Source organism: Sphingopyxis sp. USTB-05, from assembly GCF_023822045.1.
Taxonomy (GTDB): domain Bacteria; phylum Pseudomonadota; class Alphaproteobacteria; order Sphingomonadales; family Sphingomonadaceae; genus Sphingopyxis.
Genome location: NZ_CP084712.1, coordinates 2,995,262 through 3,018,655, shown reverse-complemented (window position 1 = coordinate 3,018,655; position 23,394 = coordinate 2,995,262). Strand labels below are relative to the sequence as shown.

Below are 23,394 nucleotides of genomic sequence, written 5' to 3'. Positions count from 1 at the left end.
CGCCGGAAGCGGCTCAGTGCCGCCCCAGCTCTTCACGTCCGACGACCATATAATGAACCTCGTCCGGACCGTCGGCGAAGCGTAGATGGCGGACGTCTGCGTAAAGATCGGCGAGCGGCGTCCAGTGCGAGATGCCCGTGGCGCCGTGGATCTGGATCGCCTGATCGATGATCTGGCAGGCGCGTTCGGGGACCATCGCTTTCGCCATGCTAACCCAGACGCGCGCTTCGCGATTGCCGAGCAGGTCCATCGCCTTCGCGGCCTTCAGCACGATCAGGCGCATCGCTTCGATCTCGACGCGCGCGCGGGCAATAACCTCCAGATTCTTGCCGAGCTGCGACAGTTGGCGGCCAAAGGCGGTGCGCGAATTGCCCCGCTTGACCATCAGGTCGAGCGCGACCTCGGCCTTGCCGATCGTGCGCATGCAATGGTGGATGCGCCCGGGCCCGAGGCGCATTTGCGAAATCTCGAACCCACGGCCCTCTCCGAGCAGGATATTCTCACGCGGAACGCGGACATTGTCGAAACGCATGTGCATATGCCCCTGCGGCGCATGGTCGGCGCCAAAGACGCGCATCGGGCCAAGCACCTTCACGCCGGGCGTGTCCATCGGCACCAGGATTTGCGAATGCTGTCCCTTGCGCGACGCCTCGGGGTTGGTCTTGAGCATACAGATCAGGATCTTGCAGCGCGGATCGCCGGCGCCGCTGATGAAATATTTCTCGCCGTTGATCACCCATTCGTCGCCGTCGAGCACCGCGCTCGTTTCCAAATTGCTGGCGTCGGACGAGGCAACGTCGGGTTCGGTCATGACATAGGCCGAGCGGATTTCGCCGTTCAAAAGGGGTTTAAGCCAGCGCTCCTTCTGCTCGGGCGTGCCCACCATTTCGAGCACTTCCATATTGCCCGTGTCCGGCGCCGAGCAGTTCAGCGATTCCGATGCGAGCGGAGACTTGCCGAGTTCGGCGGCGATATAGGCATAGTCTAGATTGCTGAGCGGGGTGCCCGTATCGCCGTGCGGCAGGAAGAAGTTCCAGAGGCCCGCGGCCTTCGCCTTGTTCTTCGCGCCTTCCAGCAGTTCGAGCTGTCCTGGCGCCCAACTCCAGCGGTCGGCGCGGCCTTCGCCGAGGCGGAAAAACTCCTCGGTGATCGGGTCGACATTCTCGGCGATGTGGCGCTTGACCGCATCGAACAGCGGCTGCGCTTCTTTCGACATTCTGAGGTCGTTGAGTTCGGCTTCGAGTTCGATCTCGGTCATGACAATTCTCCGCTGGTTTCGCCCGCAGCCTTAGTCGCACCATGTTATCGAAGAAAATGATATGGATGAATATAGGATATTCGTATCGCGAATAACTATGCGGGCTGCGCCAGTTCGTCGGCGATGATCGTGCGCAGCCAGCCCAGACCCGGGTCGGCCTGCGCTGCCTGATGCCAGTAAAGATAGCTGCCGCCCTGTTCGACCGGCAACGGCAGGTCAACGAGTTGCATCGGCCACATCGCACCCAGAACCTCCGCATGCGACCGCGGCAGCGAGAACAGCATGTCCGATGCCGCGACGATTTGCCAGGCGGTGATCGCATGCTGGCAGCGGACCGCGACGCGCCGCGACAGGCCCATGCGGTCCAAGGCCATGTCTTCGATCCCGGGACCATAGGGTCTTGAAGTCGCGATGATATGTTCGAGCGCGAGATAGGTATCGAGGTCGATCGCGCCGTCGACGCGCGGATGCCCTATGCGCGCCACGATGACGAGAGGCTCGGTGCCGAGATAATGCCGCTGGAGCCGGTCGTCCGCGGGCAGGGCGACATCGAGCGCGAGGTCGAGGTCGCCGCTCGCGAGCATCATCACCAGATCTCGGCGGCGGAAGGTCACGCTGGCGAGTGCGACATGCGGGGCTTCGCGCCGGACCCGCGCGACGAGCGAAGAGAAGCGCGGCATTTCGCCCGAAAGGCGCACGCCGATACGGAATTCGCGCGACGCTTCGGCCGGGTCGAACGATGCGGCGGCATCGAGCGCGGCATCGAGCCCGCGCAACGCCTCGCGAACGGGCCCCGCGATAGCGCGCGCCGCCGGGGTGGGCACCAGCCCGTTGCCCTGCCGCACGAACAGCGGGTCGTCGAACTGCGTTCGCAGGCGCGTCAGGGCATGGCTGATCGCCGGCTGCGACAGGTTCAGATGGCGTGCCGCCGCCGATACGCCGCCCTTGACGAAGATCGCGTCGAATATCCGCAGCAGGTTGAGATCGAACCTGGCGAGCTGGCGCAAGACGTCCTCCTCCGCGACGTGACATGTGATGGATTATCGGCCCTAATCGCTAATGATCCGGAAGGAAACCGTGGCTAGGCCGTCCGTCTTGCCCTTTGCGTTATAATGTCGCGACACCATTGATTAACCATCCCTTTTCAATGCATCGCCGTTTCTCTTCTGCTATCGATACCGTCGAACGGGCCCTTTGGTCCGGTAGGTTGGGACTTGCATTGATGGGTCGTGCATCAGCCTGGCTGCGGGCAGGAAAAGCGAATTGGGTGTTGATCACCGCCGCGATAGGCGTGCTGTTGATCCTGTCGTTCCTCTCGCTCGCGACCGACCGCGGTTTCGAACAGAATGCGCGCCTGAGGCAGGATGTTGCCGAATCCTATAATGCGCGCGCCGTTTTGCAGGCGGTGCTGACGCTGCATCAGGATATCGAACTGGGGCAGCGGGGCTATGTCATCACCGGCGATCCCAGCTTTCTCGCGCCGTACCGGAGTGCCGAGGCGCGGATCGATGCCAATTTCGAAGCCTTCGAAAAATTCGCGGGGGCCGACGGTCAGGCGGCGCTGATGGCCGAGCTCGAACGCACGTCGATCGAGAAACGTCGCTTTGTCGCGAGAACGATCGCGCTCGTCGAAGAGGGCCGACGCGACGAGGCGGCGCGGCTGATAACGGGCGGCGAGGGCAAGAGGTCGATGGACCATATCCGCACGCTGATCGGCACGATTTCCGAAGGCGAGCGAGCGAAACTCGAACAGCGAACCGTGCTCGCGAATAATGCTCGCGAACGTCTGCGGCAGCGGACCTTCACCTTGCAGGTCGGTTTGATCATGCTGCTCGCGCTCGCGGCTTTCCTGATCGCGCGTAGCCAGTTGGCGCGGAAGAGGGCGCATCGCCGCGCCCGCGATCTGGCCGCGCGTCAGGAAGCGATCTTCGACAGCGCCAAGGACGGGATGATCGTGCTGAACCCGAGCGGGAGCATCGAAAGCCTGAATCCTTCGGCGGCCAATATGTTCGGCGTACCGTCTGAATCATTGTTGCGCCGCGACATCGGGGCACTTTTCGAAATCGCGCCCGACCGCGGACAGATCGAGACCTTCCTGCGCCGCCTGAAGGCGAACCGCAAGGAAAGCTACGGACAGATCCAGGAGTTCGTCGGTCGCCGCCAGAATGGCCAGACTTTTCCGCTCGAAGTGTCGGTCAGCCCGGTCCATCTTGCCGACGCCACCTTGTTCGTCGCCGTGATCCGCGACATCAGTGACCGCCGCGAAATCGAACAGATGAAGGGCGAATTCGTCGCGACGGTCAGTCATGAATTGCGGACACCGCTGACCTCTATCGCGGGATCGCTGGGACTCATCAGCGGTGGAGCGGCGGGGGAAATTCCCCCGAAGGCCGCGCGACTGGTCGAAATTGCGCACAGCAACGCCGCGCGTCTCGTGCGGTTGATCAACGATATCCTTGATATCGAGAAGATCGAAGCGGGGCGGATGCAGTTCGATGTCCGGCCGCTGGCGCTCGGTCCGCTGCTGGAGGCTGCGGCGCATCAGGCGGCCGGTTTTGCGGGCGAATATGGCGTATCGGTGCAGGTCGAAACCGTCGCGCCGGAGGCCGCCGTCCTCGCGGACGAGGATCGGTTGATGCAGGTCGTGACTAACCTGCTTTCCAATGCGATCAAATTTTCGCGGCGCGGTGAAGCGGTGACGGTGCGCGTAACACCGCTCGATCGGCGTTACAGGATCAGCGTCATCGACCGCGGTGAAGGCATTCCCGAGGCATTTCGCAACCGCATCTTCGGAAAGTTCGCGCAGGCGGATGCGTCGGATTCGCGCCAGAAGGGCGGCACCGGGCTTGGCCTCAGCATCGTACGCGAGATTGTCGTACGGCTTGGCGGTGCGGTCGATTTCGAGAGTGTCGAGGGCGCGGGCAGTATATTTCATGTCGACCTGCCGGCGGCGGAGACCCCGGGCATGGCGCCCGCGCCCGACGCGGCCGAACCAAGCCAGCGAACGGATCGCGCGCTTCCGGTCGTGCTCCACGTCGACGACGACCCCGACATGCTCGCGGTGGTGGCCAGCGCATTCGACGGCAAGGCGATGATCCATTCGACGCCCAGCGTCGCGGAGGCGCGGGCCGCGATCCGGCGCACGCGCTATGATGCCGCGATTCTCGACATCGGGATGCTCGACGGCTGCGGGACCGACTTGGTCGAACCGCTTCGCAAACGATCGCCGACCTTGCCGATCATTCTCTTCACCGCACAGGAAGTCGACGGAGCGCCGAAGAACGGTATCGATCTGGTCCTCGTAAAATCGCGCGCCAGTCTCGACCGATTGGTCAGCGAGGTGAGTGGGCGTATCGTTTCGGGGCGCGGCAACGGTGGAGGCGGTAAATGAGCATCCAAATCCTCTATGTCGACGACGAAGCGGATATTCGCGAAGTCGCCGAGATGGCGCTTTCGCTCGATGCCGATTTCGATATTCGCACCTGCGGGTCGGGCCGCGAGGGAATTAAGGCGGCGCGCGACTGGCAGCCCGACCTGATCCTGCTCGACGTGATGATGCCCGAACTCGACGGGCCAGGCGTTCTCGAAATCCTGCGGCAGGACGCTGCGACGACGGCCATTCCCGTGGTCTTCATCACCGCGCGGACGCAGGCGCACGAAGTGGCGCGGCTCCGCGAACTCGGCGCGCGCGGTGTCATCGCGAAACCCTTCGACGCGATGACGCTGGCGCGGCAGGTGCGGACGTTCCTCGATGGGTGAAATCGACGCTCGCCTCGCCGCCCTTGCCGAACGCTTCGCGGCGCAGGCCGCTGAAACGGGTGTGGCGATCGAAGATAGTCTGGAGCGCGGGGACCGGGCCGAACTGTCGCGCCTGTCGCACAGCCTCGCCGGGCGCGCGGGCATGTTCGGCTATGGCGCGATCGGTGACGCGGCGCGCGCTGTGGAGGAAGCAATCGATGCCGGACGGTCGCCCGACGACGTCAAAGGGCTGACGCGTGACCTGCTTGGCCAGCTCGGCGCGATGAATGGGCGCTGATTGGTTAATTCGGGTAACCGCAACGGGGTGGACCGCGGCCCGCAGCGAGTGATAATATATAAATCCCAACAGCATGTCGGTGGAGTTACATGACGAAAGTGCTCGTGGCGGACGATGACCCGCTGACCATGGCAGGCATCACGGCGCTTCTCGACAAGACGAATTTCGACGTGGTGGCGACGGTCAACACCGGCGCTGCGGTACTCGAAACGCTGGGCAGCGCGCGGCCCGATCTTCTGATCCTCGATAACGGCATGCCCGAACGCAGCGGGCTCGACGTGCTGCGGACGCTGCGCAGCCGCGGCGACAACCGGCCCGTCGTCCTGCTGACCGGTGGTCTCAACGACGAACTTGCGCGCGAGGCGATCCAGCTTTCGATCAACGGCATCGTCATCAAGGCGACCGCGCCGCGCGACCTGTTGACCTGTCTTGAAAGCGTGGTGCAGGGGCGGCGCTGGCTCGACCAGGACGTGATGCAGCGCGTGATGGAACAGGCGATGTCGCCGGACGCTCCACGCGACCCGTTCGAGGCGCTGAGCGGGCGTGAGCGTGCGGTTGCCTCGCTGGCGCGGCGCGGGCTGCGCAACAAGGAAATCGCCGACGAGCTTGGGCTGACCGAAGGGACGGTGAAGGTTCATCTTCACAAGGTTTTTGATAAGCTTAACATCCGTGGCCGCACCGAATTGATCCTTTTGGCGCAGGACCGCGGCGCCTGAATCTATACCGAAAGATATAAGCCGTTTTAGCCGTTGGGGAGCGCCTTTGTCGCCTCCCGGTGAATATCGCATGCGCAAGAGTTAGCGCATTTTTCGATCAAGTTGGCGGCATCGGGCCGTCACCGACGACAGGCGATTCATGGGCTTTTTGCGCACCCTTTTCTTGCTGGCCTTGGCGGTGATCAGTGTGATCGCCAGCCAGCACGCGCATGCGCAGGTGACCGCTTATGCCGCGGGGCAGGGAGCCGTTAACAGCATCGAAGTCGGGGTAGAGGTCCGCGCGTCGGTGCTCGGCCGCTGCGGTTTCGCGACGTCGGGTGCACCGTCGGGCGCCATTGACCAGGCCGATTTCGACCAGAGCGGCTTTACCAAGGATTTCGCGATCCAGCTCAATTGCTCCGGCGCATCGCGGATCGCGGTGTCGTCGGCCAATGGCGGCATGGCCAATGCCGCGACGGGCGCTACCGGCTACCAGACCAAGGCGCCTTATAATGTCGCGCTCTATGTGGCGGCCGACAATGGCACGAACGCCTCGGCGAGCTGTGCCGCCGCGACGCTCGCCGCGGGCGGCAGTTGCACCTTCGCCGGCACGGCGAGCACGGCCGCCGGGCTTCGCCTTGGCGGCGCTTCGACCAAGGCGAACGGTTCGTATCTGCGTGTCAGCGCGCCGGCTTACTCGGGAACCGACACGCTCGCCGCGGGTCGCTACACCGATACTCTCTCGATCACCGTCAGTGTCAGTCCTTAACGCGATGTTGAACAATTCGAATCCGCCCTTATTAACTATCGGACCCTATTTCGGGGTTCGATATGACACCTACGAGATTGATTTCGAACCGGATCGCTCGCGTCGCGCTTGTGCTGACGGGGCTGAATCTTGCGGCGCCGGCAATGGCCGAAGAGGTCAATCAGATCGCCGTTTACGGCGAGGTCGCCCCGCGATGCTGGGTTGTCGATCCGATGAAGATCGTCGCGACGAACGCGGCGCCGAAGGTGATTTCGGCACGGGCGATCTGCAATCACGGGCGGCCGGTTCTGGCGTCGGAAGTGCGGATGGTCGATTCGGACGGATTGCTGATAAAGCGAGTTCCCGCAGCCACAGAGCGGCCCGTCGCCGCCGCATCACTCTCCGCTCGCACAGCATTGGAGATCGTCGTAACACCTCAGCTATGAGGGTTTGGACGACCGGTTTATCAGCGCTGGGATTGGCGTTCGGATTCGCGCTCGCAGAGCCAGCGGCCGCCCAATCGCAGATATCATCGGTTTGCGGTGTGACCGGCGCCGCGACCGCACCCGCCAGCATCACCTATGATCCCTTTTCGCCCGGCGGCCTGTCCGAAGCGACGGTCCCGCTGATTCTCCGCCGCAACCGGGGCCTGATCCTCGGCCGCACGCGGGAGGTCAGCCTGGTGATCGTATCGCCCTCGGGCTCCCCCGCGCTCGACGTTACTTACAACGGCTATCGCGTCATCTATCCAGAGGGGGCGACTGCCGGACGTCCGCGCTCGCTGAATTCGAAGGACAGTGGTGCGGGCGCGGCGGGCGAGATCCGCTATGATTTCGGCAGCCTGCTCGCTGCGGACACGTCGACGCCGCTCAACCTGCGCGTGACGGTGCCGCCGGGGACCGACCTGTCGGCGGGCGATCCGATCATCCTCGACCTCCTTTATATCTGTTCGGGCGAGAATGGCATGGCGAGCGTGTCGGTCCCGACGCGCGATACCGGATCGATCCGGATCAACGTCAACACGGTGAGCGCGCTGCAGGCATATTACGCCGGATCGCCGCTCGATTTCGGCGAGATCGGCGACGCGACGACCGCGGCGGTGCTCGCGGCGCCCGATCGCTACACGACCTCGGCGGCGAACTCGCTGCGCGTGCGCAGTTCGGGGCCGTTCGAGGTCAAGATGCGCTCGCAGAATGATTTCAAGCTGACCTATCCCGGCGGCAACCTGTCCAACGCGGCACAGACGATCCGTTACAGCGCGCGTTTCCTTGGGCAGGATATAAGCTCGAACAGCGGTTTCGGCACGCGTACCTGCGCGCGCGCGGGCATGGACGGCAGCGCTGGGGTGCTGCCGCTGCGTGCGACGCTAAAGGAAGGCGGATCGGCGAAGACGCCCGCGACCAACTATAGCGACATCATCAGCATCACCTTCACGCCGATCGTCACCGCAAGCTCGGCGACCAGCTGCGCCGGGCTCTGACCCTCTCGCTATATCGTCGGGTATAGGGAATGATGCCCGAAGTTAGCTTCGTTTTTGCCGGACGCTAAATATTGCCGGGCGTGGATCCGGCCTATCTCCAACTCGTCGGGGCGATGAGCCCCTCAGGATTTTCGATTGGAGATATGAAATGAAAAAGCTTGTTCTCTCGGCCCTGATCATCGGTTCGACCTTCGCCGCTGCTCCCGCTTTCGCCCAGACTGCCGCTGGTTCGGTCGATGTGACCGGTACCGTCGCCGCTCGCTGCTCGGCCGTCACGCCGATCACCGGCAGCATCACGCTCGGCGAACTTGCCAAGGCCGACGGCACCGTCGACCCTGCCTTCGCGGGCAACACCGGGGGCCTCAGCCGCAACTTCACCGTGAAGTGCAACGGCGCGAACCCAAAGATCACGGTCGACGCCAAGCCGCTGGTGAATGCTGCCGCGACCAACTCGCCGAACGGCTACACCAACACCGTGCACTACACCGCGACGCTCGTTGCGATGGGCGCAAAGGGCGGCACGACCTCGGTCGCCGACCAGTCGCTGAGCTCGGGCGCGACTTCGGGTCAGGTTGGCGATCGTCTCGCTGCCGTCTCGAACAACATCACGCTGACCGTTGGCAGCGGCGCAACCGCAGATTCGACGGCGATCCTCGACGCCGGCACCTATGCCGGCAAGGTCGAAATCACGATCGCTCCGACCGCCTGACACCTGGGGGGGTGTTCCCGGCAGGCCAACGTCCACTGGCCTGCCGGGATTAGCCTTTTAAAGGATATGGTCATGCGAAATCCCAAAGCCCTAGCGGCCGAACTCCGCCTTCGCGCGCTTGACGCCGAACCGCAGGAGCAGGCCGAACTGCTTTTTCTCGCAGCGGAATATGAACGAATGGCCGACATGCCCGCGTTCGGGCGGCGGGCCGACTGGTTGGGGGTCCCTCTTCCCAAATGAAGGCGGCCGGCCGGAAAGCCGGTCGCCTTTATGGATAACGCTATGATTACTAAATTTCTTTCTTGGCGGATTACAGGCTTCGGTCCATCGTCGCGCCAGCGGGTGGGGCAACGGGCGAGGAGTAGGTCATTGCAGTTGCTCAGGAGTTTTGGTGGCGCGTTGGTCGCTGTGGCGATCGCGGCCGCCGTATCGGTCGCAACCTATGCAATGGTCGTCCAGCCGGTGGTCATCGACCTCACGACCTCGGGTCGCGCGATGAGCCAGGTGGTGACGGTCGAAAATACCTTCGACAAGCCGTTGCCGGTCGAAATGCGCGTCGAGGGGCTCGACCTGACGCCCGATGGCGTCAACGCAACCGGCAAGGATCCGGGCGACCTGTCGATCTTTCCCCCGCAGACGCTGATCCAGCCGGGCCAGCGGCAGAGCTTTCGCGTGCAATATGTCGGCGAACCGGCGCTCGCACGCAGCAAGCATTATTTCCTTACCGCGGCGCAGCTGCCGGTGCAGACGAACGACACCCAGTCGAATGTCCAGCTTCTCTATAATTTCCAGATTCTTGTCAGCGTCTCGCCCGACGGCGTCAAACCCGCTCTGTCGATCGCGTCGGCCGAAATCGGCAAGGACGCCGAGGGCAATCCGGCGCCGGTGATCGCGGTCGCCAATGCATCGGCTGCGCACGGCTATCTGTCGCGCGGCCGCGTCCGCGTCGTCCAGTTCGCGCCCGACGGAAAGGAAATCTTCCGCAAAGAAATTTCGGGGCCCGAACTTCAGCAAACGCTCGGTTACGGTTTGATCGGCGGCGGGCAGACGCGCCGGATGACCTTGCCCATGCGCCTTCCGCAACCGGGTGGGCGGATCGAGGCGCTGTTCACGCCCGATAGCTGAAGACACCGGCGGGTCGCATGAACCCTCTTTTCGTTGCAGGATTCTTATTGGCTGCCTCGGCGATTCCAGTCGCCAGCCAGGCGCAGGGCACGCCCGACGCCGGCTCCCGCGTGGTCATCGACCCGGGCGCCGACGGCGCGGCTATCAACGCGACCGGCCGTGCCGTCGTGCTGACCGCGCCGCTGCTCGACGGACAGGCCTATCTTGGCGACACGACGCTGACGCTCGAACCCGGCGGGCAGGCGAGCTTTTCGGCCGAACGGCTGTTCGCGCTGCTGGCGCCGCGGCTCGCGCCCGTGCTCGTCGATCGGTTGCGTGCGCGTCTTGCCGAACGGGGTACGATCACGCGGACCGACCTCCAGGGCGTCGGCGTTGGAATTCGTTACGACCCCCAAACGCTGCAATTGGTGATGGAGATCGCGCCCGCCAGCCGCGCGAGCCGGTCGGTCACGCTTGGCGACGACGCGGCGCGGGGCACCGTCAACTATATCGCGCCCGCCGATTTCAGCGCCTATCTCAATATCCGCGGGTCGATGGACTGGGTGCAGCAGGGCAGCGACGAGGGACTGGCCGCGCCGATCACCTTCCTCGACGGCGCCGCGCGTCTCGGCGGAGTCGTGCTCGAAAGCGAAGCGAATTGGCAGGCCGGCGCGCGCGGCGCAGATTTCCAGCGCCGCGGCACGCGCCTTGTCTATGACGACCGCAACAATCTTGTGCGTTGGACGGGCGGTGATTTGCAGACGCTCGCGCGTGGCTTTCAGGCGGCGCCGGAAATCAGCGGCCTGTCGGTGTCGCGCTTCTATTCGCTGCTCGACCCGCAGCGGATCATCCGTCCGCGTGGCAACCGCAGCTTTCGTATCGAGCGGCGCTCGGTCGTCGAAGTGCGCGTCAACGGCCAGCTTGTCCGGCGCCTCGAACTCGACCCGGGAACGTTCGACCTTAAGGACTTTCCCTTTACCCAAGGCTCGAACGACGTTCGCCTCACGATCACGGACGATGCCGGGCGTACCGAATCCTTCAATTTCGACATCTTTCTTGATCAGGCGCAGCTTGCCGAAGGGCTCAGCGAGTTCGGCCTTTATGCCGGGGTGCTTGCGCCGCTCGGCCGGCGTGGCCCGGTCTATAGCGACGATATGGCGTTCAGCGGCTTCTATCGGCGCGGGGTCAGCGACCAGTTGACCCTCGGCGTCAATGCGCAGGCGGATCGCGGCGGCTGGATGGGGGGTGCGGAGGCGGTGATCGCGACCCCGATCGGTTCGTTCGGCGGCTTTGCCTCGGCCTCGCACGTCAGGGATATCGGGTCGGGCTGGGCGTCGATCCTGACCTTTCAGCGCACGATTGCGCGGCGCAGCGGCGGCGCTGACGCTCTGTCGCTGTCGTTCGAGGCGCGCAGCCGCAACTTCGCGCCGATCGGCGTCGGTCTACCGTCGAATCCGTACCGCTATGTCGCGGGCGCGAGTTATAATGGCGCGATCAATGACGCGCTCTATGCGGGGCTCGATGCACGCTATTCGCGCGGGCGTGCTGACGAGCCCAATGTCGCGAGCCTGCGCGCGACGGGCGGCTGGCGCATTTCGCCGCGTTTTAACCTGACCGGCGACGTCAGCTACGAGCGTGCCGGCCGGCAGGATCGTGTCGGCGTCTTTCTGTCGCTTGTCTTCCGCCTCGATCGCGCGTCCAGCGTGCGCGCGGACTATGACAGCCGCAACGACCGCAAGCGCATGACGTACCAGACCTATCATGGCTCGGGCACGGGTGCGTATAATTTCAGTGCCGATGTCGAGCATAGCGACCTTGGCGTCGCGACCACGGCGAACGGCATCTATTACAGCAACCGCGCCGAACTCGGCTTCAGCCATTTCGGGACGTTCGAGCGCGATCTGGGTGGATCGACCAGCCAGCGCACCTCGCTACGCTTCGGCACCTCGCTCGCGGTCGCCGACGGCGCCTTCTCGATCGGGCGCCCGATCCAGGACAGTTTCGCCATCGTAAGTGCACACCCTTCGCTTCAAGGCACCAACATCTTCATCGACGCCAACGGCCGCTTTTCGACCGCGAACAGCGGCGCACTTGGCACCGCGCTGCAACCGAGCCTCAGCAGCTACAGCGAGCGCAATCTGCTCGTGACCGCACCCGACGCGCCGATCGGCACCGACCTGGGCGAGGGATCGTTCCGGCTGCTGCCCGGCTATCGCAGCGGATACCGGCTGACGGTGGGATCGGATTATATGATCAGCGCCGTCGGGCGCCTGCTTGGCGCCAATGGCGAACCGATCGCGCTGGTCGCCGGCAGCGCGGTGGAGGAGGCGCATCCCGAGCGCGAGCCCGTCCCGCTGTTCACCAACGGCGCTGGCCGGTTCGGTGCGACCGGTCTCGCGCCCGGGCGCTGGCGGATCACCCTGACCGACCCGGACCGGACGCAATTCATCCTGACGATCCCCGATGGCGCCGATCGCACTATAGCAGCGGGAGACCTCATTCCGAACAGGCCGTGATCGCTTTATGATGGACCGTGAAGGCAGGATTCTTTCGGTCAGGCCCGAATGCTCGTCGAGTTTGCCTGATCTCCATCGCGAGTCCGTCGATGCCGTCGATGCTTTCTTCCTTGGGGCCCAATTGATCCGATCCGGATAAGTCTCTTCGTCCGACCATAACGGCGAATTTAGCCCCTCCGGATGATCTTTGCCGAAACGGGGGGTGATTCATGTTCAGGGTTTTCGAATGTATTGTCGGGCAGCATGATCTGCGGTTCGTCCTTCTGGCAGCGATGGTCTGGATACTTGGCAGCGCCGCGCTGTTCCTGTTGCTCGCGCGTTCGATCGACTGCGTGGAGACGCGCCGCCGACAATGGGTCGCGGTTGCTGCGGTCGCGGCGGGCGTCGGAGTCTGGGCAACCCATTTCATCGCGATGCTCGCCTATGACGGATCGATGCCGTTGAGCTTCGATCCCGGCCTGACGATGCTCTCCGTGGCGATCGCGATCTTCGCCTTCTGGTTGAGCTTTCTCGTCGCAGGCCGCAATTTCGAACCGCCGGCTTCTATGGTGGCCGGCCTCATCGCCGCCATCGGTGTTGCCGCGATGCACTTCATCGGCATGGCCGCGATCATTGCGCCCGCGGTCGTCCGATATGATTTTGGCGCGATCGCGGTCGCTTTCCTGATTCTCGCCTCCTGCTTCGGTCTCGCGCTGTTCGCTTTCGGTCGGATGGCCGGGCAATGGCGGATCATCCTGCCCGCACTGCTTTCGGTCGCCGGCGTTGTTGCGCTTCATTTCACAGCGATGTCGGCAACTGTTCTCGCACCCGATCCCGCCAGATTCGATCCTGCGGCCGTCGCTGGGCATGAATGGTTGATCGTTGCGATCGTCGCGGCGACGCTCGGCCTGATTGCTGTGGTTCTGGGAGGCGCTTTCCTTGATCGTATGCTTACCGATTTGCGGGGCCTTACCGAGGCGACGCTCGAAGGGCTGGCTATTCTGAGCCGAGGCCGGATCGTCGAGGCGAATGGCCAGCTTGCCGCGCTTCTTGGCGTATCGCCGGTTGAACTGATTGGGAGCGACCCCGGTCGCTGGCTGGCACCTGTCGACGGTCAGGACCTCTCAGCCCCGCGGACGGGAGCAGCCGAGGCGGTCATCACTCGCGGTGAGGGCGACGATCTGATCGTCGAGGTCGCAACGCATGCCGTCGAATATCGTGGACGTCGCTGCGAAGTGCTCGCGGTGCGCGATCTCACGGCGCGGAAGCGCGCTGAACTTCAGGTCGAACATCTCGCCGCCCATGACGTATTGACCGGGCTCCCCAATCGCGCGCGGTTGACTGCGGTACTGGATGGCTTGGTCCGAAGCGGAGAGAGTTTTGCGCTCTTCGCGCTCGATCTCGATCGTTTCAAGGCGGTCAACGACATCTTCGGTCATGCGGCCGGGGACGCGATCCTTTGTCGGGTCGCCGCGCTGCTCCGCGATGTGACCAGCGAGGCGGATCTTGTCGCGCGCATCGGTGGCGACGAATTTCTGATTATCCAACGCGGCATCGACGATCTGCCTGATGCGCGGCGGCTCGCGCGCGACATTCTTGATGCCTTTGCCGCGAAGATGGACATCACACGCGACCCGATGGCGGTGGGCGTGAGCATCGGGGTCGCACTCTTCCCTGGCGATGCGGCCGGTGCTGAGGCCATTCGTCACCATGCTGATGTTGCGCTTTATCGGGCGAAGGAGCGCGGCCGCGGGATGGCCTGCTTCTTCGATCTTGAAATGGATCAACTCGTCCGCGAACGTCGCGAACTCGAACATGATCTCCGCCACGCCATTACGCGCGCCCAGCTCAGTCTCATGTACCAACCGCTCGTTGCGACATCGGGCGGGCGCATCGTCGGCTATGAGGCGCTGCTTCGCTGGGCGCACCCGACGCGTGGGCCGATCCCTCCCGAAATCTTCGTGCCGATCGCCGAAGATGTCGGCGCGATCATCCCAATAGGTGAGTGGGTGCTGCGCGAGGCATGTGCCGCTGCCATGCAATGGCCGGAGCATGTCAACATCGCGGTCAATGTGTCGGCGGTGCAGTTTCAGCTGCCCAATCTGGCTGCAATTGTGGAGGATGCCCTTACTCAGGCCGGGCTTGCCGCCGATCGGCTCGAACTCGAGGTAACCGAAAGCGTCATGCTGCGGGATCGGGAGAGCGCGCTCGCGACGCTTCACCGGTTAAAGGCCCTCGGTGTGCGGATCGTGATGGACGATTTCGGTACGGGTTATTCGTCACTGTCGAACCTTCAGGCCTTTCCGTTCGACAAGATCAAGATCGATCGGAGTTTCGTCAGCCATGTGACCGACGATGAATCGGCGCGCTCGATCATCCGTGCGATCGTCGGGCTCGGCCGCAGCCTTGATCTCCCAGTGGTAGCGGAAGGGGTGGAAACCGAGGAGCAGCGTCGCATGGTTCTCGAGGAAGGTTGTCCGCAGGCGCAAGGGTTTCTGTTTGGCGGGCCGGCAGAGGCGGTTGTGGGCATCCCAGGTTTCCTGCGCGTCGTCGGACAATAGGGGGTGCAGTTTGCCGTCGGACGTCCGGCAACGGCCACGGCATCGCGGATCAGATCGACCGCCATATCGATCTGTCGGCCGGCCCCTTTCGATCCTCACCGTACCGATTTTGCGTTCCGCCTTCTGATCACCGCGCAAACGACTGCGGTGCTGCGGTCTCCTATGGCTTTCACTCAACTGAGCGTTGGTCGTGGACCGGCGGCGGTACCGCTTTCGCCCAGTTGGCCGACAAGATAGCGCTCCATCACGTTCAGGCCTTCGTCGCTCAGCGACACATGGATGACGCGATTGTCATAGGGACAGCGGCGGCGGACGATTAGTCCGGAGCGATCTAGCTTCCCGATCCAGCGCAGAGCAGTTGTCTGAGGCACCGCGGCGGCGATGCAGAGGCTGTGAATGCTCACCGGTCGCGACAGATGCCGTTGGACATAAAGATCGAGCAGCATGTCCCACGCCGGATCGGCGAACAGGTCCGTGGCGAATATCCTGTCGCGGCGACGACGCGCAGCATATTCGGCCTTGGCGACTGCGGCCATTTGGGCCCGATGCTCGGGAGCCGCTCCAGCGTCAACTGCCTCCTCGGCGCGCGGGGCGTGTGCACGGCCGCCGTAGACACCTGTTTCGACAGTCGCGTGAGAAGGGTGGCCGAAACCGGCCGCGAGCGATATTTTTCTCGAACGGCCGGTCATGCGAGGTGCCCCCGATCTTTCATGCTGACGATTGCGTCGGCCCCGATGATCAGATGATCGAGCAACTCGATCTCGACCATGCGCATGACCCGCGCGATGACGCGCGTCTGGCTAATGTCACGGGCGCTTGGCTCGGCGGAACCTGATGGATGGTTATGCGCCAAGAGGACACCGTGCGCGCCGACGTCAAAGGCTCGGCTGAGGAGGAAGCGCAGATTTATGGCGACTTGAGATGTCGTCCCAAGAGCGATCTGGTCGTCGGCAAGATAGCACCAGTCGGCCGTGACAAAGGTCGCGTGCAGCCGTTCGACCGTCCCCTTGCCGATGGTAAAGCGCAGATAGCGCCGGTAATCGGGGTCGTCGGCCGATATACGCGTGCGGCTGACCTGTTCGTGGAGCGCCGCACCGAACAGATTGCGCGCGGCCAATATCGAACTGACAACATCGGGGTCTTCACTAAGGGCTGCACCGAGCTGCTCGTGCGAGGCTGCAAGGGCACGGCCAAGTCCGCCGAAATGTCCGATCAGCCGTTCGGCTGCTGCGCCAGCTCGCTTGCCCGCGAATGGTTCGAGGAGCGTCGCCACGACCGGTATGGCCCCAGGTGTCGGCTCCGCCGCGCATGCGCCGCTATGCCCAGAGCCAGGATCAGCAGGGTCGTGTAATAGGGTCCATAGCTCATCAGCCCGTAGGCGAGCTTGGGAAAGAAGTCGGTCACCTCGCGCGCGAAGTGCGAGAGGAGCGAGACCAGTTGAAAGGCCGCGAGCCATATCGGGTAAACCCTGTTCGCCCGAAGCGCGACGCCCGTGAAGACGGCGGCAACGGCAACGTCCATTATGAAATGCCCGACGTCGACCGTCCCGTATCTGGGGCCGTGTGCCACCAAAAGATGGTACACGGGGTCGCCGAAGGTCATCGCGAAGATCGCCGCCGCACATATCTTTTCCGGACCGGCTCCCCAGCGCAGCGCAGCCGCACTGAGAAAGCCAACCGAGACAAGATTGATGATCAGAAAAGGGTCCACCGGATGGTGGTGAGCCTCCTGCCGGGCGGCGTCAAGGATCAGGCGGCTGCCTGACGCTTCCCGTCTTCATCGACAAAGGCAAGCGTGTCGCCATGGCCCGGCGGGCATCCGGTGATCTGCGTCTGCGCATCGACAAGCGCATTGTGCGAACGGAAAATATCGTTCGCCGAGCTGATGTCCGAGGCGACTGCGCGGCCGATGCGGATGATCGCGTCCTGGCCGACGTGCGGTGCGGGCATATCCTCGACCTGTCGTGCCCGAAGAATCGAGCTCATCAGTTCAAGCTTGGCGATCAGGCTCTCGTCGGCCTTGGCTTCGGCATCGCGGATCTGCTTACGAATCCGTGCCATATAGGCCGGAGCAGGCTTGGCGGCTTCGATGGTCATAATATTCCCCTTGGCGGCGGCGCTCGTCCCCACCCCCCAATTCTGTCCAGTCCTTCAGGGTCGGCTAGCGCACTGCATCCGCGAGCGACTGTGCCACCGTGATCGCGAGGATCAGGCTGGCGAGAATCAGGGTCAGCAAGATCCCGATCGCGGCGCCGCGGGTGAAAGTGGCATTATCGCCGTCGAGCACCCTCGGGACAATGCGGGGCTCCTTCCACTCCTTCCAAGGCGCGTCGATCGACATTGTGACCGGGTCCTCGAAGGTCGCGGCGGAAGCCTCGCCGTCCTGAGGCGTTTCTGTGTCGATTGTCGGGTCGCCGGCCAGTTGTAGAATCCGGGTTTCAGAATCTACACATGTGGTATCCTTGTCTTTCAATGACTTGTCACGGCTCGTCGGTGCGGCGGTGCTGCTTTTGGTCGCCTTCCATTCACGGTAACGCCGGGCCACTTCCTGGCGCGTGACGCCGCCAAGGCGCGATCGGATCACCTCGACCCGGCGGTTGACGGCGGTTTCGGACACGCCGAGCGTCCAGGCAATTTCCTTGCTGGTTCGATTGTTCGCCAGCAGGTCGAGCACAGCGACCTGCTTCTCTGTCAGGAAATCAAAGTCTCCGGGTGATGGGCTATGCGAGGCCACGACTTTCATTCCGCTCGGTTAGTCATTTCTCGTGCTGTCAGGAACATGCTTGGCGCAATGTTTCCTTAACAAGGGATAACATATTCCATGCGCCTTGCCCAAATTCGGCCATTTCCGATGTTAACCTAAAACCGTTCAATGAGCGGTCCAGCAGACATTCTGGTATCATTTCAGGGCGCTATTCCGTCGGCGATGCGCAGGCTAGCCATGATATCCGTCTCCATTCCGTTCGATTTCTGCCATCGAAACGGCTTCCACCAATCGCTGCCAGGATGCGGCCAGTCTGGTAACGATTGTTGCGCCAACAGATCGCTGGGCCGTCGAGTCCCTGGACTGCTCCCGTCGTCGTCGGAATATCTGGCGCAACCCGCGGCGTAGATTAGCGGAGTGCCGGGCTCGTCTGGAGGCGATGTCCGGCGCCTCGCCGCTTTCCGCGATGGCGAACGAAGAGGCGAGGGCCGCTACCAAACCCAAAGCCGACATCGCGGCGATAGGCCCACAGACATATAGCTGCCGTCCAAAAAAAAAGGCCCCGCCGAGGCGGGGCCATTCGTTTACTGGTCGAGGAAGCTGCGCATCTTGCGGCTGCGCGACGGATGCTTCAGCTTGCGGAGCGCCTTGGCCTCGATCTGGCGGATGCGTTCGCGCGTCACGCTGAACTGCTGGCCCACTTCTTCGAGCGTGTGATCGGTGTTCATCCCGATGCCGAAGCGCATGCGGAGAACACGTTCCTCACGCGGAGTCAGCGACGCCAGGACTCGCGTAACGGTTTCCTTAAGGTTCGACTGCACCGCGGCGTCGACCGGGATCACCGCATTCTTGTCCTCGATGAAATCGCCCAGGTGGCTGTCTTCCTCGTCGCCGATCGGCGTTTCGAGCGAAATCGGCTCCTTGGCGATCTTCATCACCTTGCGGACCTTTTCGAGCGGCATCGACAGACGCTCGGCCATTTCCTCCGGCGTCGGCTCGCGGCCGCTTTCGTGGAGGAACTGGCGGCTGCAGCGCACCAGCTTGTTGATCGTCTCGATCATATGGACCGGGATGCGGATCGTGCGCGCCTGGTCGGCGATCGAGCGAGTGATCGCCTGTCGGATCCACCAGGTCGCATAGGTGCTGAACTTGTAGCCGCGACGATATTCGAACTTGTCCACCGCCTTCATCAGGCCGATATTGCCTTCCTGGATGAGGTCGAGGAACTGCAGGCCGCGGTTCGTATATTTCTTGGCGATCGAGATCACGAGACGCAGGTTCGCCTCGACCATTTCCTTCTTGGCGATGCGCGCTTCGCGCTCGCCCTTTTGGACCATGTTCACGACGCGGCGGAATTCGACGAGGCTCATGCCCGCCGCCTGCGCGATTTCCGAAATCTCGATGCGAATACGGTCGACTGCGCCGGCTTCATTCTCGGCGAAGGCGGCCCATTTCTTGTCGAGACCCGAAACTTCGTCGAGCCAGTTCTCTTCCAGCTCGCGCCCGACATAATTGTCGAGGAACGACTTGCGCGGCACCTTGTGGCGCTCGGCCAGGCGCAGCATCTGGCCGCCGAGTGCGGTCAGGCGGCGGTTGTAGCTGTAGAGCTGGTCGACAAGATATTCGATCTTGGTGCCGTGGAACTGCACGCTTTCGACCTGCGCGGTGAGTTCCTCGCGCAGCTTGTGGTACTTCTTTTCCGACGCCGCAGGGAATTCCTCGCCGCCCGAGAGCGATTCGAGGCGCGCTTCCTGCAGCTTCTGGAAAGCCTTGAAGCTCTTGGTGATGTTCGCGAATTTTTCGAGCGCATCGGGCTTCAGCAACTCTTCCATCGCGGCGAGGCTGAGCGTGTTGTCTTCCTCATCCTCCTCGAAGCTTTCGCGCTTGCCCGACGAGCCTTCGCCGTCTTCGTCGTCACCGTCGGCCGACGGTTCTTCCTCGACTTCGTCCTCGTCCTTGAACGAGACGCCGGCGGTCTTTTCGCTGATCTCGCCGTCGTCCTCGGCGCCTTCCTCGTCCATATTCTCGGGCGCGGGGTCCTTCGACAGCATCGCTTCCAGGTCGACGATTTCACGCAGCTGCATGTCGCCGTTGTTGAGCGCGGTCGACCAGTCGATAATCGCGTTGAACGTCAGGGGGCTTTCGCACAGGCCAAGGATCATCGTGTCGCGGCCCGCCTCGATGCGCTTCGCGATAGCGATTTCGCCTTCGCGGCTGAGCAGTTCGACCGCCCCCATCTCGCGCAGGTACATGCGAACGGGATCGTCGGTGCGATCGACCGTTTCCTTCTTCTTTTCGATCGCGGGGTTCGAAACCGATCCGGTGCCGGCCGAAACATCGACTTCGTCGTCGGTTTCCTGCTCGGCTTCTTCCTGAACATCCTCGTCGCTCTCGACGATGTTGATGCCCATGTCGGAGATCGCCGACATGATATCCTCGATCTGCTCCGACGACATCTCGTCCTGCGGCAGCGCCTCGTTCAGTTCGTCATAGGTCAGGTAACCGCGCTTCTTGCCGCGCGCGATCAGCTTTTTGACGTCGGCCTCGTTGAGGTCGATCAGCGGGGCGTCGGTATCGGCTTCGGTGTTCTTGGTGGCCATCTATATCTTCCTGCCTGAAGGGGCATTTACTGGTCGTTACTGGCTGCTGCTCTCGGACAGCGCGGCCAGGCGGCGGGTCAGGTCTTCGTCCATGGCGCGCAGTTTCTGCTGACGCGCCAGGCCTTCGTCATCCATCGTGCGCTGAAAATCCGCCGTGGCCTGTGCCAGCCGCTCGCGGATTTCGGGCTGGGTGACCAGCACGCCGATATATTCGTCGAGGTCGCGAAGCGCCGTTTCCCGCGCCGCTGCGGCCTCGTCATTGCTTTCCAGCCTGCGATTGAACGAGAAGTGCATTCCGTCGGCTCTGAGCAATGTCGTCGCCCTATTATACACTTTCATTGGCTCCAATATGGCAAGCAACCCCTCGCAATCAAGCCCTTCCTGGCACATTGCGCTGTCAAGCATTATGCCGAGCAATTCGGCGTCGCCGGAATCGCTCACTGGCAGGCGCGTCAGCGCCTCCTCGTTGCGCCGAAGCGCTTCGGGATAGCGCAGCAATCCGCCGATCAATGCCGCGACATAAGGGGCTGAAATCCCGGCTTGTCCGATGGAACGCGTCTCGTCGGCCGGAGGTTGCAGCCGCGGGTCTGGCGCGAAGCGGCGACCCCCTCCACCGAACCCGTCGCGCGGCGCGTTGGGCGTCCATGGCTGGCGCTGCGGCCGTTCCGGCATTTTTCGAGCAAACAGCGCGTCGAGCCGTTCGCGGAACGCTTCGCGATAATGGTGGCGGACGTCGGCATCCTGAATAGCATCCGCGTGCGTGAGCAGGCGGGTTTTCAGCGCCGCGCGCTCTTCGGGCGTGGCAAGGGGCCCCGCCGCGACTTCGTGCGCCCACAGCCGCTCGACGAGCGGCTGTGCCTCTTCGAGGATTTCTGTGAAACCTGCCGCGCCGCGCGCGCGGACGATATCGTCGGGATCCTGCCCGGTGGGAAGCGTCGCGAAGGACAGGCTGAAGCCGGGGCGGAGCAGGGGGAGGGCGCGCATCGCGGCGCGCATCGCCGCCTTTTGGCCGGCGCTGTCGCCGTCGAAGCAGAGGACGGGCACGGGCACCATCCGCCAGATCATCCCGAGTTGATTCTCGGTGAGCGCGGTGCCCAGCGGCGCGACGGCATCGGCAATCCCCGCCTCGGCGAGTGCGATGACGTCCATATAGCCCTCGACGACGATGATCCGGTTCGTCTGCCGCGACGCCGGGCTCGCCTTGTCCAGATTGTAGAGCGTCCGCCCCTTGTCGAAGAGCGGCGTGTCGGGCGAGTTCAGATATTTGGGCTCGCCGTCGCCCAAAATGCGCCCGCCGAACGCGATCACGCGCCCGCGCGCATCGCGGATCGGGATCATCAGCCGGCCGCGGAACCGGTCATAGGGTTCCTTGTCGTCGACGGCGATCAGCATTCCCGATTCGACGAGCATCGCGGTCGGGAATTTCTTGAGCGCTTCTTTCAGCGCGCTGCGGCTGTCGGGCGCGAGGCCGAAGCCGAAGGCTTTGCGCGTCGCGTCCGAAATGCCGCGCTTCGCCAGATATTCGCGCGCCGGAGCGCCGTTGCTGCTGTCGAGTTGCTGGGTGAACCAGTCGGCGGCGCCTTGGGTGACGTCGCGCAGGCTCGCCTGCTCCTCGGCCTTTTTCGCGGCGCGCGGGTCGGCGGCAGGGACGTCCATGCCCGCCTCGGCGGCCAGCTCCTTGACCGCGTCCATGAACGACAGCCCGCGCTGATCGGTCATCCAGCGGATCGCATCGCCATGCGCCGAGCAGCCGAAGCAGTGGTAGAAGCCCTTCTCGTCATTGATCGTGAAGCTGGGCGTCTTTTCGTTATGGAAGGGGCAGCAGGCCTTATATTCGCGGCCGGCGCGGGTGACTTTCACGGTGCGGCCGATGAGGGTCGACAGGGTGATGCGGGCGCGCAGTTCGTCGAGCCATTGGGGGGTGAGGCTCACGAGGAAAGGCCCTCAGTCCCAAATCCGTTCGTGTCGAGCGAAGTCGAGACACCCATCGTCGGCGCATGGCCTCCCGGCATCTCGACTTCGCTCGATGCGAACGGAGAGGGATGGCGTTCCTGAGGGGGCTTGGCGAAATGGCTCACAGTTTCCCAATCGCCACGGATCAAGGCTTCCTTTTTCGCTCGCGACCATTTCTTGATCCGGCGTTCTGCATCCAATGCTTCGAAGCGCGTCGAAAAGTCTTGCGACCACATCAGACGAACGGGCCTGGAGAGGACGTGAAACCTTCGATCGCGCCACTTTGATGCTGACCGATGCGGCGTTCAAGATCATCCGTATGACCGGTGTAGCAAAGCCCGTCGGCACAAAGCAGGATGTAGGTCCAAAACGCCATCCATCCTCCTTACCCATTCGCACCGAGCGAAGTCGAGATGCCCGTCGCGTTTTGGCTAATGCGATGGGTGTCTCGACTTCGCTCGACACGAACGGAAAGCGAGGTTCGCCGACGCGTTAGCTCAACGCCGCCTTAACCCACCCGCTCGCCTTGCTCATGTCCAACTGGCTGCCCAGCCGGTCTTTCACGGCGGCCATGACCTTGCCCATGTCCTTGAGGCTGTCGGCGCCCAGTTCGACCACGATCGCCTTGATCGCCGCGGTCGCTTCGTCGTCGCTAAGCTGCGCGGGCAGGAAATCCTCGATCACGACGACTTCCGCCGCCTCGATGTCGGCGAGTTCCTGGCGGCCGCCCTGTTCGTACATGGTGATCGATTCGCGGCGCTGCTTCACCATTTTCTGAAGCACGTCGGTGACGAGCACATCGTCGTCGGCCGGCGCGGTGCCGGTGCGAAGCTCGATGTCCTTGTCCTTGATCTTGGCCAGCATCAGCCGGATGGTGCCGAGCCGCGCCTTGTCGCCGGCTTTCATCGCGGCGACCTGCGCAGCCTTGATGTCGTCACGAATCATGCGTGTCCCCATGCGCTGCAAATTTCGGAAAGGCCCTCTCTAGCGAGAAGTTTCCTAATCCGATAGCTTGTGAATCACTTTTTTGCCTCCTACTTGGTCGGCCGTTT

General features: G+C 63.2%; 23 protein-coding genes. 12 read left to right on the top strand and 11 right to left on the bottom strand.

Translation table 11 applies throughout. From position 1 onward, the window contains the following. Window positions 1-13 precede the first annotated feature (13 nt). Window positions 14-1,258, bottom strand: a complete 1,245-nt coding sequence (locus KEC45_RS13950) for an acyl-CoA dehydrogenase family protein (protein WP_083435671.1) — start codon at window positions 1,256-1,258, stop codon at window positions 14-16. Window positions 1,259-1,353: 95 nt separating this feature from the next. Next, complete coding sequence (locus KEC45_RS13945) at window positions 1,354-2,265, bottom strand: LysR family transcriptional regulator (protein ID WP_062178061.1); 912 nt, start codon at window positions 2,263-2,265, stop codon at window positions 1,354-1,356. 260 nt (window positions 2,266-2,525) lie between these two features. On the opposite strand from KEC45_RS13945, the gene KEC45_RS13940 reads away from it, so the two are divergent. The 12 genes from KEC45_RS13940 to KEC45_RS13885 all read left to right on the top strand — a co-directional run bounded on the left by KEC45_RS13940 (window position 2,526) and on the right by KEC45_RS13885 (window position 15,086). Beyond that, entirely contained in the window at window positions 2,526-4,649 is a 2,124-nt protein-coding gene (locus tag KEC45_RS13940; protein ID WP_193749106.1) for a CHASE3 domain-containing protein, read from the top strand. After that, complete coding sequence (locus tag KEC45_RS13935) at window positions 4,646-5,017, top strand: response regulator (RefSeq protein ID WP_062178066.1); 372 nt, start codon at window positions 4,646-4,648, stop codon at window positions 5,015-5,017. Before KEC45_RS13940 ends, KEC45_RS13935 begins: the two co-directional genes overlap by 4 nt. Next, window positions 5,010-5,294 (top strand): Hpt domain-containing protein, encoded by a 285-nt coding sequence (locus KEC45_RS13930; RefSeq protein ID WP_062178069.1) that lies wholly within the window; start codon window positions 5,010-5,012, stop codon window positions 5,292-5,294. Before KEC45_RS13935 ends, KEC45_RS13930 begins: the two co-directional genes overlap by 8 nt. 89 nt (window positions 5,295-5,383) lie before the next feature. Further along, window positions 5,384-6,010, top strand: coding sequence for a response regulator transcription factor (locus KEC45_RS13925; RefSeq protein WP_062178072.1), 627 nt, complete (start codon window positions 5,384-5,386; stop codon window positions 6,008-6,010). A gap of 139 nt (window positions 6,011-6,149) precedes the next feature. Beyond that, window positions 6,150-6,758, top strand: a complete 609-nt coding sequence (locus KEC45_RS13920) for a hypothetical protein (protein ID WP_062178076.1) — start codon at window positions 6,150-6,152, stop codon at window positions 6,756-6,758. Window positions 6,759-6,820: 62 nt separating this feature from the next. Beyond that, the gene (locus KEC45_RS13915) at window positions 6,821-7,183 is read left to right on the top strand and encodes a hypothetical protein (protein ID WP_152682295.1); all 363 of its coding nucleotides are present in this window, start codon (window positions 6,821-6,823) and stop codon (window positions 7,181-7,183) included. Between the two features lie 98 nt (window positions 7,184-7,281). Beyond that, a complete protein-coding gene (locus tag KEC45_RS13910; RefSeq protein ID WP_152682296.1) occupies window positions 7,282-8,217 on the top strand; it encodes a hypothetical protein in 936 nt (311 codons plus the stop codon). 148 nt (window positions 8,218-8,365) lie between these two features. After that, on the top strand, window positions 8,366-8,926 hold the full coding sequence (locus KEC45_RS13905) for a hypothetical protein (protein ID WP_062178083.1): 561 nt from the start codon (window positions 8,366-8,368) through the stop codon (window positions 8,924-8,926). A gap of 72 nt (window positions 8,927-8,998) precedes the next feature. Further along, window positions 8,999-9,166, top strand: coding sequence for a hypothetical protein (locus tag KEC45_RS13900; RefSeq protein WP_193749108.1), 168 nt, complete (start codon window positions 8,999-9,001; stop codon window positions 9,164-9,166). Between the two features lie 129 nt (window positions 9,167-9,295). Beyond that, on the top strand, window positions 9,296-10,051 hold the full coding sequence (locus tag KEC45_RS13895) for a fimbria/pilus periplasmic chaperone (protein ID WP_238586566.1): 756 nt from the start codon (window positions 9,296-9,298) through the stop codon (window positions 10,049-10,051). Between the two features lie 47 nt (window positions 10,052-10,098). Further along, a complete protein-coding gene (locus KEC45_RS13890) occupies window positions 10,099-12,546 on the top strand; it encodes a fimbrial biogenesis outer membrane usher protein (RefSeq protein ID WP_062178088.1) in 2,448 nt (815 codons plus the stop codon). A gap of 209 nt (window positions 12,547-12,755) precedes the next feature. Then, window positions 12,756-15,086 (top strand): EAL domain-containing protein, encoded by a 2,331-nt coding sequence (locus tag KEC45_RS13885; protein ID WP_062178091.1) that lies wholly within the window; start codon window positions 12,756-12,758, stop codon window positions 15,084-15,086. Window positions 15,087-15,259: 173 nt separating this feature from the next. On the opposite strand, the gene KEC45_RS13880 is transcribed toward KEC45_RS13885, so the two are convergent. The 9 genes from KEC45_RS13880 to KEC45_RS13840 all read right to left on the bottom strand — a co-directional run bounded on the left by KEC45_RS13880 (window position 15,260) and on the right by KEC45_RS13840 (window position 23,287). Beyond that, window positions 15,260-15,622, bottom strand: coding sequence for a winged helix DNA-binding protein (locus KEC45_RS13880; RefSeq protein WP_062178094.1), 363 nt, complete (start codon window positions 15,620-15,622; stop codon window positions 15,260-15,262). Window positions 15,623-15,771: 149 nt separating this feature from the next. After that, window positions 15,772-16,359: a JAB domain-containing protein gene (locus tag KEC45_RS13875; protein ID WP_062178098.1), complete on the bottom strand. Its 588-nt coding sequence runs from the start codon at window positions 16,357-16,359 to the stop codon at window positions 15,772-15,774. Next, window positions 16,299-16,796: a hypothetical protein gene (locus KEC45_RS13870; RefSeq protein WP_062178102.1), complete on the bottom strand. Its 498-nt coding sequence runs from the start codon at window positions 16,794-16,796 to the stop codon at window positions 16,299-16,301. The genes KEC45_RS13875 and KEC45_RS13870 overlap by 61 nt, the downstream gene beginning before the upstream one ends. A gap of 38 nt (window positions 16,797-16,834) precedes the next feature. Continuing rightward, the gene (locus KEC45_RS13865; RefSeq protein WP_062178104.1) at window positions 16,835-17,182 is read right to left on the bottom strand and encodes a hypothetical protein; all 348 of its coding nucleotides are present in this window, start codon (window positions 17,180-17,182) and stop codon (window positions 16,835-16,837) included. 64 nt (window positions 17,183-17,246) lie between these two features. Next, window positions 17,247-17,759: a hypothetical protein gene (locus KEC45_RS13860; protein WP_252171116.1), complete on the bottom strand. Its 513-nt coding sequence runs from the start codon at window positions 17,757-17,759 to the stop codon at window positions 17,247-17,249. Between the two features lie 614 nt (window positions 17,760-18,373). Continuing rightward, window positions 18,374-20,389: an RNA polymerase sigma factor RpoD gene (gene rpoD, locus KEC45_RS13855; RefSeq protein WP_062178109.1), complete on the bottom strand. Its 2,016-nt coding sequence runs from the start codon at window positions 20,387-20,389 to the stop codon at window positions 18,374-18,376. A gap of 36 nt (window positions 20,390-20,425) precedes the next feature. After that, window positions 20,426-22,321 carry a DNA primase gene (dnaG, locus tag KEC45_RS13850; RefSeq protein WP_062178112.1) on the bottom strand — a complete coding sequence of 632 codons (1,896 nt, stop codon included), beginning with the start codon at window positions 22,319-22,321 and terminating at the stop codon, window positions 20,426-20,428. A 256-nt stretch (window positions 22,322-22,577) separates the two neighbouring features. Beyond that, window positions 22,578-22,718 (bottom strand): GIY-YIG nuclease family protein, encoded by a 141-nt coding sequence (locus KEC45_RS21980; protein WP_368389946.1) that lies wholly within the window; start codon window positions 22,716-22,718, stop codon window positions 22,578-22,580. A gap of 116 nt (window positions 22,719-22,834) precedes the next feature. Beyond that, a complete protein-coding gene (locus tag KEC45_RS13840; protein ID WP_062183557.1) occupies window positions 22,835-23,287 on the bottom strand; it encodes a GatB/YqeY domain-containing protein in 453 nt (150 codons plus the stop codon). Window positions 23,288-23,394: the final 107 nt, after the last annotated feature.